The organism is Pseudomonas sp. SZ40, from assembly GCF_052958135.1.
Window position 1 is genome coordinate 1 of sequence record NZ_JBQWIF010000039.1, and the last position, 11,609, is coordinate 11,609.

Sequence of the window (11,609 nt, forward strand, 5' to 3'; positions counted from 1 at the left end):
GACACCGAGTTCGGCCTGGGCGCCGGCGTGTGGACGCGCGACATCAACCGCGCCTACCGCATGGGCCGTGGCATCAAGGCCGGCCGCGTATGGACCAACTGCTACCACCTGTACCCGGCGCACGCTGCCTTTGGCGGCTACAAGAAGTCCGGGGTCGGGCGCGAAACCCACAAGATGATGCTCGACCACTACCAGCAGACCAAGAACCTGCTGATCAGCTACGACATCAATCCGCTGGGCTTCTTTTGATCTGATCTGATCTGATCTGATCTGATCTGATCGTCCAGCGTCCAGCGTCCAGCGTCCAGCGTCCAGCGTCCAGCGCTGGACGCAACCACGAGCAATCGTAACGCGGCTTCGGCCGCGTTTTTGCGTCAGTTGCCGGCGCCGCGCTGCAAGCCGCTTTGCAGGGGAATGTCCCAGGGCGGAATCGGTCCGAAGCGGTTCTTCAGAAACTCCAGCAGCAGCCGGCTGCGAGAGTCGGTATCGCGCTCCAGTCGCAAGGCATAGATGCCGCTCGGTTCCGGGGGCGGCAGGCCGTTCTCGCAAAATAGCGCGACCAGTTCGCCGCGGGCCAGGTATTCGCTGACCAGCCAGGTGGGCAGGTGCGCCACGCCAAGACCGGCGAGCAGACTGAATACCAGTGTCTCGGCATTGTTGGCCGTCATGCGCAGGCGCCGGGGCCGGAACATCGCCAGCTTGCCCTGATGCTCGAAACGCCAGGCATAGGCGGGTGCCAGGCCATCCCAGTCCAGGCCGTCGTGCTCCAGCAGCTCGGCAGGTGTGCGCGGCACCCCATGCCGCTCGAGGTAGGCCGGGCTGGCGCAGACCACGCGGACCATCGGTGCCAGCGGTGTGGCAACCAGGCGTGTGTCTGCCAGCGGTCCGATGCGCAACACCAGATCCACTTCGCCCAGGTGAGCGCCGTGCAGGTCGATGAAGCTGTCGATCAACCGCAGTTGCACGTCCAGGCCCGGATAGGCCGTCAGGAACTCGGCAATGGTCGGGGCCAGATGGCGGCGCCCGAATGGCGCAGGGGCGTCGATACGAATCAGGCCTTCGGGGGCGCTGCTCAGCGATACCGCCTCGGCGCGCGCCAGATGCAGCTCGGCGAGAATTCTTCTGGCTCGTTCGGCGAACGCCAGGCCGGCCGGTGTCGCACGCACTGCGTGGGTGCTGCGGCTGAACAGGTTGCAGTCGAGCGAGCGTTCCAGCGCATCGATACGCCGAGAAACCGCCGAGGGCGTGAGGGGATGCAGCCTGGCAGCGGCGGAGAAACTGCCGCTCTCCAGCACGTCGAGGAACAGGCTGAGTTGGTCGGTCAGGGCATCTGGATTCATCGATTTTCCCGCTTTGCGTAATTCGCACAGCCATTGTGCCGGGCTGTGCGTTACCCCGCCAGTCGCCAGCGAGTAGGATGCGCACACCTCGCCCAAGGACTGCCCCATGGATCTGCTCGCATTCGCTCTGAATATCGTACTCGGCCTGCTGCTGGGCACCATTGGCGGTCTGTTCGGCATTGGTGGTGGGTTGATCGCGATTCCTGTGCTCGGGGTGCTGTTCGGGCTGGATCAGCAACTGGCTCAGGGCACCGCGTTGGTGATGGTGGTGCCCAATGTGCTGCTGGCGCTGTGGCGCTACCATCAGCGCAATCGGATCGACCTGCGCCACGCGTTGGCGCTGGCCCTGAGCAGCTTCGTGTGCGCGCTGTTCGGCGCAGGTTGGGCAGTCAATCTGGACCCCGAGTCGATGCGTATCGCGTTCGTCGCGTTTCTGGTGGCCCTGGCGTTCTACAACCTGCTGCGCATGTTCCTGCGTCCGCCAGCCGCCTCGGGCGAGTTGCGCCACCCCTGGCCGTGGTTGGCGTTGCTGGGCAGTGGTTCCGGCCTGCTGGGCGGGTTGTTCGGCGTAGGCGGGGCGGTTATCGCCACGCCGATTCTCACCAGTGTGTTCGGCACCTCCCAGGTGGTGGCGCAGGGCTTGTCGCTGGCACTGGCTGCGCCGAGTACTGGCGTGACTCTGGTGACCTATGCCCTGCATGATCATGTCGACTGGGTTCTGGCCATTCCGCTGGCCATCGGCGGGCTGCTCAGCATCAGTTGGGGCGTGCGTCTGGCTCATGCCTTGCCCGAGCGTCAATTGCGCGTGCTGTTCACCGCGTTCCTGCTGGTCTGCGCGCTGATGCTCGGCATCAAGGTGTGACTTCGACGCGTTGGCGCCGAGCCGAACGAGCAGCGACATCCATCTGCCGGAACGGCAATCGGCACAGGCTTGCGCTACAATGCGCGCCGAATTTGGCTCGCTCGAGAATTGCCCCATGTCCGTTTGTCAGACCCCGATCATCGTCGCCCTGGATTTTCCGACCCGAGAGGCTGCGTTAGCGCTCGCCGATCAGCTCGATCCCAAGCTGTGTCGGGTCAAGGTGGGCAAGGAGCTGTTCACCAGTTGCGCCTCGGATATCGTCGCTACGCTGCGCGAGCGCGGCTTCGAGGTGTTCCTCGATCTGAAATTCCATGACATCCCCAACACCACGGCCATGGCGGTCAAGGCCGCAGCCGAAATGGGCGTGTGGATGGTCAACGTGCATTGCTCCGGTGGTCTGCGCATGATGAGCGCCTGCCGCGAGACGCTGGATGCGTTCAACGGCCCGGTGCCGCTGCTGATCGGCGTGACCGTGCTGACCAGCATGGAGCGCGAGGACCTGGCCGGCATCGGTCTGGACATCGAGCCCCAGGAGCAGGTGCTGCGTCTGGCTGCGCTGGCGCAGAAGGCCGGTATGGATGGCCTGGTCTGTTCGGCTCTCGAGGCACCTGCACTCAAGGCCGCGCAACCTGGGCTGCAGTTGGTCACGCCGGGTATCCGTCCGGCCGGTAGCGCACAGGACGATCAGCGACGCATTCTGACGCCACGTCAGGCGTTGGACGCTGGTTCGGATTATCTGGTGATCGGTCGCCCGATCAGCCAGGCCGCCGATCCGGCTGCCGCGCTGGCCAAGCTGGTCGCCGAACTGGGCTGACCGGCCCATCCATTCCCGTATGGCGGCAGTCGAGCCGCCGCACCCATTGCGCCGCAGGTAAACCGTCATGCATTCCGTGGAACATTCGCCGCTGGGCAAGAGCAGCGAGTACATCGCCACCTATTCGCCCGAACTGCTGTTTCCCATCCCGCGGGCCGCCAAGTGGGCCGAGCTCGGTCTGAGCGCGCAAACCCTGCCATATCGCGGGGTGGATTACTGGAACTGCTTCGAGCTGTCCTGGCTGCTGCCGTCCGGCAAGCCGGTGGTGGCGATCGGTGAGTTCAGCATTGCCGCCGACTCGCCGAACATCATCGAATCGAAGTCCTTCAAGCTCTACCTCAACTCGCTGAATCAGTCGGTATTCGCCAGTGAGGCCGAATTGGTGGGCGTGCTCGAGAAGGATTTGTCCGCCACGGCTGGCAAGCCCGTGGGTGTTCGGGTGCGCAGCCTCGGCGAAGTGGCGCGGGAAGGTCTCGCGGTGCTGCCGGGAACCTGCATCGACGAGCTGGACATCAGCATCAGCGATTACCAGGCGCCCCGTCCCGAACTGTTGGTCTGCGATGCGTCACGTATCGTCGAAGAGAGCCTGCACAGCCACCTGCTCAAGTCCAACTGCCCGGTAACCGGTCAGCCTGATTGGGGCAGCGTGGTGGTCGAGTACCGCGGCGCCGCGCTTGAGCCAGCGAGCCTGCTGGCGTATCTGGTCAGCTTTCGGCAGCATGCGGATTTTCACGAACAGTGCGTGGAGCGTATCTTTCTGGATCTGCAGCGGTTGCTGCAGCCGGAACATCTGACCGTCTATGCCCGCTACGTGCGCCGTGGCGGCCTGGATATCAATCCCTATCGGACGACCCTGGGGCGACTGCCGGACAATCGGCGCCTGGTCAGGCAGTAGGCAATTAATAAAAAACCAGCCGGAGAGGCTGGTTCTTTATTTGCGGCGTTGGCATCAGATACCCATGTTGGCGAGGCTCTGCATGATGTTGCGCAGGCTTCCAGCCAGGGTCGGATGGCTCACTTCGAAGCGCTCCACGGCCAGATTGACGCTGTCGACCAGCGATGCATCGGGCGTGGTTACCGGCTGGGCAGCCAGCTGCAGTTCGATGTCGCGAGCCAGCAGGGCGAGCGACTCGCGATCTTCCTCGTTTACCGGCGGATTCTGCGCCAGTTGCTTGTGCAGCTCTTCCAGTTGCTGCTGCAGATGGTTCGCAGGCATGGAGATTCTCCCTTTCTTGATAGGCAAGACAATTGACCGTGCGCCATGGCGAAAGGTCATTACTTCGTCTTCAGAATCATCCTGCCTGCACCATTGCGACTGATCCTGCGCGGCCCTAGGGTTTCTCGCCCTTGCTGCGGCGGATCTGCAGGTCGTCCAGGCAGGCGGGCAGGTCGGTCAGCTGGTCGATCACCGAATGAGCGCCCAGGCGGTACAACGCCAGGGTCGCATCTGCGCGCAGGCGATCACGCTGCACGGCTTCGAGCGTTTCCCAGTCGCCGAGGGCATGGCCACCCAGGGATCCGCAGGCGGCCAGGCCGACCGTCCACAGGCCCGCATTGAGGCCCGCCTGCAGCAGGCGAGGTTCACCGCTGACCAGTACGCAACCATCCAGGCGATCGATCTGCAGGCTGCTCAACGCCTGCCAGCAGGCATCAGGGGCAGGCCAGCTGCGCTGCGAGCAGGCTGGAGAGGCGACCAGCCATTCGGGTAGCTGGCTCGTCAGTTTCATCGCGAGGGTTTCGGGAAGTTCGTCCAGCCAGGCGCAGGGCACCCGTTGCTCACGCAGGCTGCGCAGGGTTGCCAGAGCGCCAGGGGTCGGTTCGGCACAGCTCTCCAGCTCCCGCGGGCTGGCGGTTTCGAGCGCACGCGCCGGGCCGCCGGCTTCACGAATCAGCGTCAGGTGGCGAGTGCCGGCCGACGACGCGCTGCGCGCGCCGAAATCGACCAGGCAACCGGACAGGCCGAACAGCACGGCGGTGAAGGAGGGTGTCACTGCGGAGAGCGCTGGCTGGGGCATGCGATGTCGTTCCCTGGCTATTATCGCGCTTACCATGACAAGCCAATGTGACGATGGCGTGACGGCGGTGAGCGGTCCGACGCCCGGTGAACGTCAGTGATGTGAAGTGGCTCAGGGTCGGGTAGGGTGGCCGGGCATCGGTGCTCTGCCTATTGCCCGTCCGCGGCTTTATACTACGCCGCTGCTGCCGGAGAGACCGTGCTCATTAGCCTAGGAGAACAGTAATGCGTTTGATTGGATCGGATTGGATCGGGAGCTTCGGGCGAATGCTGGCCTGTGCCGGCCTGATGGTGCTGCCGCTGGCGAGCCAGGCGGCGACGGAAGACCCCTGGGAGTCGTTCAATCGCCCCGTTTTCCGCTTCAACGATACCGTCGATACCTACGCCCTCAAGCCTCTGGCTCAGGGCTATCAGGCCGTGACACCGCAGTTCCTCGAGACCGGTGTGCACAATGTGTTCCGCAACGTGGGCGATGTCGGCAACCTGGCCAACAACCTGCTGCAGGGCAAGGCTCACGACGCCGGCGTGGATACCAGCCGTCTGCTGTTGAACACCACCATCGGCGCGCTCGGCTTCTTCGACGTGGCCAGCCGCATGGGGTTGCAGCGCAGCGATGAAGACTTCGGCCAGACCCTCGGCGTCTGGGGCGTGGGCAGCGGCCCGTATCTGGTGCTGCCGCTGCTCGGGCCGAGCTCGCTGCGCGACGCGCCGAGCAAGATCCCGGACAGCTTCCTGACCCCGTACCCCTACATGGATCACGTGCCGAGCCGCAACGTCACCCGTGGCATCAACGTGGTCGACACCCGTGCCAGCCTGCTGGATGCCGAGCGCATGATCAGTGGCGACAAGTACATCTTCATCCGTAACGCCTACCTGCAGAACCGTGAGTTCCGTGTGCGTGACGGTGAGGTGGAAGACGATTTCTGATTGAGGCCGAGCCAGGGCAGCAAGGCTCGAGGGCAGAAGGTGCAACGACGCGATGGAGGCGGGCTCCATCGCGTTACAGCGTGTTTCAGTTCATCGATATCACGGCCAGACCGAGAATCTGTCGGCCACCTTCCTGGTCGGTCACCCGCACCACTTCCGCTTCGGTTTCCAGCCCTTTCAGTTCGTCGTGCCCGGAAGGGATCAACACGCGCACCTTGTCTCCAACCTGCACGTGGCACTGCGCCTCGAGCTGCATGCCGGTGCTCGACAGATCGCGGCACAGCGCCGGGATTGCCTGACCGCCATGGTGGAGCGTCACCTGGGTTTCCAGGCGCATGCGAATGTAATCGCGCTTTTCCTCGTAATCACGATCACTTTGGCTCATCAAGCTATCCTCATTGTGGTAGGGCTCTGCTGCGGTTCTTATAACCCTCACTGATTTCAGGTGTAAAGTCGCTCGGTGGCGAACGGCGCCTGTTGAATCGTGTTGAGGATGGGAGTACCGTCTGCGCCTTGACGCGAACCGTGTACCCGCGCAGGTTGTTGGCTGCGTTTACGCTAACCATCCCCGGCGCAGTTTGCCTGGACACCCCATGCACAAAACCAGTGCCACGTTGCTGCTGATCGATGACGACGAAGTCGTCCGCGCCAGTATTGCAGCCTACTTGGAAGACAGCGGCTTCAACATCCTGCTCGCCGGCAACGGCTCGCAAGGTCTCGAAGTGTTCGAGCGCGAACGACCGGATCTGGTCATTTGCGACCTGCGCATGCCCCAGGTCGATGGTCTCGAGCTCATCCGTCGGATCAATGCTCTGGAAATCTCCGCGCCGATCATCGTGGTCTCCGGTGCCGGAGTGATGACCGACGTGGTCGAAGCCTTGCGCCTCGGTGCCGCCGATTACCTGATCAAGCCTCTCGAAGATCTCGCCGTGCTCGAGCACTCGGTACGCCGTGCGCTGGACCGCGTGCATCTGCGCCAGGAGAACGAGCGCTACCGGGAAAAGCTGGAAACCGCCAACCGCGAGCTGCAGGCCAGCCTGCACCTGTTGCAGGAAGACCAGAACGCCGGGCGCCAGGTGCAGATGAACATGCTGCCCGTCACGCCCTGGGAAAACGAAGGGCTGTCGTTCGCTCATCAGATCATTCCCTCGCTCTACCTCTCGGGCGATTTCGTCGATTACTTCCGTGTCGACGAGCGGCGTGTGGCGTTCTATCTGGCGGACGTCTCCGGTCACGGCGCGTCTTCGGCATTCGTCACCGTGCTGCTCAAGTTCATGACCACGCGCCTGCTCTACGAGTCGCGGCGCAACGGCATGCTGCCGGAGTTCAAGCCGTCGGACGTGCTCGGCCACATCAACCGTGGCCTGATCAACTGCAAACTGGGCAAGCACGTGACCATGCTGGGCGGGGTGATCGACGAAGAGCACAATCGCCTGACCTACAGCATCGGCGGCCATCTGCCGCTGCCCGTGATGTACAGCGGCGGCGAAGCCCATTATCTGGAAGGCCGCGGTTTGCCCGTCGGCCTGTTCAAGGAAGCCGATTACACCGATCTGGTGATCGACCTTCCGGAATCGTTCAGCCTGACTCTGTTGTCGGACGGCATTCTCGATTTGCTCGACGGCGACACCCTGCAGGAAAAAGAAGCCTTGCTGCCGAAACTGGTGAGCGAAGCAGGTGGAACCCTGGACGGGTTGCGCAGCGTGTTTGGACTGGCCAATCTGGCGGAGATGCCGGATGATATCGCCTTGCTGGTGTTAAGCAGGAACCTTGCATGAATCCTGGGATAAGCCCCGGTAGAATCCAGTTCGCCGAGCAGGACGGAACCTTCGTCCTGAAGTTCATCGGTGAGGTGCGCCTGACCTTGTGTTCGGCGCTGGATTCCACGATCGAAAAGATTTTCACCGCGCTGAATTTTTCCGCCATCGTCATCGACCTGACGGAAACGCGCAGTATCGACAGCACCACCCTGGGGCTGTTGGCCAAACTATCGATTCTGTCGCGGCAGAAGGTCGGTCTGTTGCCGACGGTGGTGACCACCCACGCCGACATCACCCGTCTGTTGCAGTCGATGGGCTTCGATCAGGTGTTCAACATCATCAACCAGCCCTACGAGTGCCCGGACTGTCTGGCCGACCTGCCGTCGCAGGATCAGTCGGAGGACGTAGTGCGCGCTCGCGTGCTGGAGGCGCACCGGATTCTGATGGGCTTGAACGAATCGAACCGCGCGGCTTTCCATGACCTGGTAAGCGCCCTCGAACAGCATCCCTGATCGCTGACTGCTGCCGATAGCGGGGCGCCGATGGAAGTCGGCGCCCCGTTTTCATTTCAGGCTCAGAGGTTGGCTGTCAGCAGCTTTTCCAGTTTTTCCTGATCACGGGCGAACTGGCGGATGCCTTCCGCGAGTTTCTCGGTGGCCATGGCGTCTTCGTTCATTTCCCAGCGGAACTGGCTCTCGCCGATATGCGCTTCGCTCTGCCCGGAAATTTCCGCGCTGAGCTTGCGCTGCAGCGGGCCATTGTCGTCGGCCAGTTGCTGCAGCAGCTCCGGGCTGATGGTCAGGCGGTCGCAGCCAGCCAGCTGTTCGATCTGGCTGATGTTGCGGAAGCTGGCACCCATGACCACGGTCTTGTGGCCATTGGTCTTGTAGTAGTCGTAGATGCGCGCGACGGACTGCACGCCCGGATCTTCGGCGCCGACGTAATCGCGGCCTTCGGCCTTCTTGTACCAGTCGTAGATACGGCCCACGAAAGGCGAGATCAGGAAGGCGCCGGCATCGGCACAGGCGCGCGCCTGCGCGAAGGAGAAGAGCAGAGTGAGGTTGGTCTGCACGCCAGCCTTTTCCAGCTGCTCGGCAGCGCGGATGCCTTCCCAGGTGGAGGCGATCTTGATCAGGATGCGCTCGCGGGTCACGCCGGCTTCTTCATACAGCTCGACCAGGCGTCGGGCACGGGCCAGGGTCGCCTGGGTGTCGAAGGACAGGCGGGCGTCCACCTCGGTGGAGATGCGCCCCGGAATCACCTGGAGAATTTCCCGCCCAACGGTCACGCCGAAGCGGTCGCTGGCCAGATCGACATCGCCCTTGCTGGCACTGACCGCCTGCTTGAGCAGCTCGGCATAACGCGGCAGGGCGGCAGCCTTGAGCAGCAGGGAAGGGTTGGTGGTGGCGTCCACCGGCTTGAGGCGGGCGATGGCGTCGATGTCACCGGTGTCGGCAACCACGGTAGTGAACTGCTTGAGTTGATCCAGCTTGGAGGTCATGGCGGGGCCTTGTCGATTCGGGGTGCCATGACCTTACCTGAGCATCATGTAGTGCTCAACTGGTGGCACAACAGGTCGCTTTCGGCGACCCGCTAGCGGCCCTGCAGAAGCTCGGCAGCCTGGTCGAAAATGGCCAGCGGCTGATCGCTCTTGTGGATGTCCGCAGAAAGCAACTGGCGGAAGCGGCGAGCCCCCGCAAAACCCTGCGCCAGGCCGAGCATATGGCGGGTGACGTGGTGCATCAGGCCGCCGGCAGCCATGTGCCGTTCGATATAGGGGCGCATGACCTGCATGGCTTCCTGCCGGCTGATCGGTGGCCGTTCGCTGCCGAACAGCTGCCCGTCGACCTCGGCCAGCAGGTAAGGGTTGTGGTACGCCTCGCGGCCGAGCATCACGCCATCGAAGGTCTCGAGGTGCTCCTGGCAGGCCTGCAAGGTCTTGATCCCGCCGTTGAGCACCAGTTCCAGGTCGGGAAAGTCCCGTTTCAGCTGCGCAGCGATGTCGTAGCGCAGCGGCGGCACCTCGCGGTTCTCCTTGGGCGACAGACCGGAAAGGATGGCGATCCGTGCGTGCACCGTGAAACTGCGGCAACCGGCGTCACGCACCTGGCCGATGAAGTCGCAGAGCTGCTCGTAGCTGTCACGCCCGTCGATGCCGATACGGTGCTTGACCGTCACGGGAATGCTCACCGCATCGCGCATCGCCTTGACGCAGTCGGCCACCAGCGTCGGATGGGCCATCAGGCAGGCGCCGATCATGTTGTTCTGCACACGGTCACTGGGGCAGCCGACATTGAGGTTCACTTCGTCGTAGCCCGCCTGCTCGGCGAGCCGCGCACAGGCCGCCAGATCGGCCGGATTGCTGCCGCCCAGCTGCAGCGCGAGCGGATGCTCGGTCTCGTCGTACTGCAGAAACCGGCGAGTATCGCCATGCAGCAACGCGCCAGTGGTGACCATTTCGGTATACAGCAGCGCGTGCTGCGACAACTGGCGCAGAAAGTACCGGCAATGGTGATCCGTCCAGTCCATCATCGGCGCCACGGAGAAGCGGCGGGAGAGGCTGGGTAGCGTGGTTTCTGGCTTTGAGGCTGGTTCTAGAGGCATTAGCTCGAGTCTGTATAGTGCTTGAAAAGGCCATTTTTGAGCGTTTTTCAGCCGGCATTGTTAAGCGCCTGCACCAGTGGCACGCAGCGAGTCAACGAAGGCGCTCAGGCCGGTACAGGGGGCGGATCCGGTACGCCGTAACGGGGAGGCAGTTTATCAAGAAAGCCGGTCTTCGGATCGCAAGGCTGCGGTTCGCGCAGGGATGATACGGAGCCAGGCGGTGCTCGGAGTGCCTGGCGCATTCCATCGTGGAGCGCCTGACGAGGTGCCCGTCGAGGCGATGAAGGTCGTCTTTCTGGACCTCAGCTATTGGCCATCCAGCGCGCCAGACCGTGTCGTCCCCTGACGCCAAGCTTGCTGGCAGCGCGTTTCAGGTAGCTTTCTATCGAGCTGTTCTTGACCTCCAGCCGCCGTGCCAGCTCAGGTACCGTTATCCCTGACAGAAGGCCAACGCAGACTTCCCGCTCGCGGGCAGACAGCGGAACGCCCTGCCACTCGAGTTTTTTGCAGAAGGCGTTGTCCACCGAGCCAGCATGATTGTTTTGCTTGGCGGCAGACTGCCGGACTCGCCCAAGGCTTCGCGAGTGATGCTCGAGAAGAAACAGCAAGGTTTCAGAGAAGGTTTTCAGTGCCGACATTTCTGGCAAGGTGAAGGTACGCAAGCTCGACTGGCGGTAGAAACAGATGATGCGCCGCAGGTTACCGTTGCCTGCTACCAGGTTGCATTGGTGAACGGGGCACAGCGGGTGCAGCTTGCTCGAAGGCAGCCGGCGCTGAATGAGCAATGGATCGTTCATGTGCAGAATGCTGGGCAGCAGGCCCTGATCCAGCGCAGCGCAGCGCGCGCGTTCACGCGCTATCCCTGCAGTGCCCAGAATGCTGATCTCTCGAATCGTGGCACTTGGAATATCCAGGGTCCATTCGCTCAGTTCGAGGCCGTGAATCGGCACCAGATCTTGAATCAGTTCAAACAACTGATCAGCGAAGTTCGGATAACCGGTACTCGATACCACCCGGGCCAACTTACGACAAAAGAGTCGGTCGTTATCCTCTTCGAACTCTACTGCACGGTTCATGGCAATCGGTCGACCCTCCAGAAATTAAGCCCTTGAGACCGGGCCCCCCGGTCTCTCCCCAGGATGTTCAGCCTAGGTTCAGTTTTGTAAATCCTTCAGGCAAACAGTTACAAATGATTACTGTTCCATTTGCCCCGGTTTGAGGGGTCATGCACGGCAAAATCGGCAATGTTTAATGGCACTTAAATTTCTGCCAAGAAGGACCTTGAGCC

Annotated in this window: 14 protein-coding genes; 7 read left to right on the forward strand and 7 right to left on the reverse strand. The window is 62.6% G+C overall.

Going from position 1 to position 11,609, the window contains the following annotated elements; translation table 11 throughout:
- On the forward strand, positions 1-249 hold a 249-nt coding region (locus ACT9T4_RS22460), incomplete at its 5' end, for an aldehyde dehydrogenase family protein (protein ID WP_499119017.1).
- A gap of 125 nt (positions 250-374) precedes the next feature.
- On the opposite strand, the gene ACT9T4_RS22465 is transcribed toward ACT9T4_RS22460, so the two are convergent.
- Positions 375-1,340: a LysR family transcriptional regulator gene (locus ACT9T4_RS22465; protein WP_179538394.1), complete on the reverse strand. Its 966-nt coding sequence runs from the start codon at positions 1,338-1,340 to the stop codon at positions 375-377.
- Between the two features lie 106 nt (positions 1,341-1,446).
- Between ACT9T4_RS22465 and ACT9T4_RS22470 the strand changes: the two genes are divergently transcribed.
- The 3 genes from ACT9T4_RS22470 to queF all read left to right on the forward strand — a co-directional run bounded on the left by ACT9T4_RS22470 (position 1,447) and on the right by queF (position 3,911).
- Positions 1,447-2,202 carry a sulfite exporter TauE/SafE family protein gene (locus ACT9T4_RS22470; protein WP_179538393.1) on the forward strand — a complete coding sequence of 252 codons (756 nt, stop codon included), beginning with the start codon at positions 1,447-1,449 and terminating at the stop codon, positions 2,200-2,202.
- A gap of 115 nt (positions 2,203-2,317) precedes the next feature.
- Entirely contained in the window at positions 2,318-3,016 is a 699-nt protein-coding gene (gene pyrF, locus ACT9T4_RS22475; protein ID WP_179538392.1) for an orotidine-5'-phosphate decarboxylase, read from the forward strand.
- A 67-nt stretch (positions 3,017-3,083) separates the two neighbouring features.
- On the forward strand, positions 3,084-3,911 hold the full coding sequence (queF, locus tag ACT9T4_RS22480) for an NADPH-dependent 7-cyano-7-deazaguanine reductase QueF (RefSeq protein WP_499119020.1): 828 nt from the start codon (positions 3,084-3,086) through the stop codon (positions 3,909-3,911).
- Positions 3,912-3,965: 54 nt separating this feature from the next.
- Here the strand turns inward: queF and ACT9T4_RS22485 are convergent, their stop codons facing one another.
- The gene (locus ACT9T4_RS22485; RefSeq protein ID WP_042554129.1) at positions 3,966-4,232 is read right to left on the reverse strand and encodes a DUF4404 family protein; all 267 of its coding nucleotides are present in this window, start codon (positions 4,230-4,232) and stop codon (positions 3,966-3,968) included.
- A 115-nt stretch (positions 4,233-4,347) separates the two neighbouring features.
- Positions 4,348-5,031: an HAD superfamily inactivated hydrolase PcrP gene (gene pcrP / locus ACT9T4_RS22490; protein ID WP_042554130.1), complete on the reverse strand. Its 684-nt coding sequence runs from the start codon at positions 5,029-5,031 to the stop codon at positions 4,348-4,350.
- A gap of 224 nt (positions 5,032-5,255) precedes the next feature.
- On the opposite strand from pcrP, the gene ACT9T4_RS22495 reads away from it, so the two are divergent.
- Complete coding sequence (locus ACT9T4_RS22495) at positions 5,256-5,957, forward strand: MlaA family lipoprotein (RefSeq protein ID WP_042554131.1); 702 nt, start codon at positions 5,256-5,258, stop codon at positions 5,955-5,957.
- An 85-nt stretch (positions 5,958-6,042) separates the two neighbouring features.
- Here ACT9T4_RS22495 and ACT9T4_RS22500 read toward each other — a convergent pair whose 3' ends face one another.
- Positions 6,043-6,342 (reverse strand): PilZ domain-containing protein, encoded by a 300-nt coding sequence (locus ACT9T4_RS22500; protein WP_042554132.1) that lies wholly within the window; start codon positions 6,340-6,342, stop codon positions 6,043-6,045.
- A 208-nt stretch (positions 6,343-6,550) separates the two neighbouring features.
- Here ACT9T4_RS22500 and rssB point away from each other — a divergent pair, with 208 nt between their 5' ends.
- Both rssB and rssC read left to right on the forward strand, forming a co-directional pair.
- Positions 6,551-7,735: a two-component system response regulator RssB gene (rssB, locus tag ACT9T4_RS22505; protein ID WP_042554133.1), complete on the forward strand. Its 1,185-nt coding sequence runs from the start codon at positions 6,551-6,553 to the stop codon at positions 7,733-7,735.
- 8 nt (positions 7,736-7,743) lie between these two features.
- Positions 7,744-8,229, forward strand: a complete 486-nt coding sequence (gene rssC, locus ACT9T4_RS22510) for an anti-sigma factor antagonist RssC (protein ID WP_042554198.1) — start codon at positions 7,744-7,746, stop codon at positions 8,227-8,229.
- Between the two features lie 62 nt (positions 8,230-8,291).
- On the opposite strand, the gene tal is transcribed toward rssC, so the two are convergent.
- From tal to ACT9T4_RS22525, 3 genes are all read right to left on the reverse strand, one after another.
- On the reverse strand, positions 8,292-9,218 hold the full coding sequence (tal, locus tag ACT9T4_RS22515) for a transaldolase (RefSeq protein WP_042554134.1): 927 nt from the start codon (positions 9,216-9,218) through the stop codon (positions 8,292-8,294).
- Positions 9,219-9,310: 92 nt separating this feature from the next.
- A complete protein-coding gene (dusA, locus tag ACT9T4_RS22520; protein WP_499119024.1) occupies positions 9,311-10,321 on the reverse strand; it encodes a tRNA dihydrouridine(20/20a) synthase DusA in 1,011 nt (336 codons plus the stop codon).
- A 302-nt stretch (positions 10,322-10,623) separates the two neighbouring features.
- Positions 10,624-11,397 (reverse strand): helix-turn-helix transcriptional regulator, encoded by a 774-nt coding sequence (locus ACT9T4_RS22525; RefSeq protein ID WP_179538259.1) that lies wholly within the window; start codon positions 11,395-11,397, stop codon positions 10,624-10,626.
- Positions 11,398-11,609 lie beyond the last annotated feature (212 nt).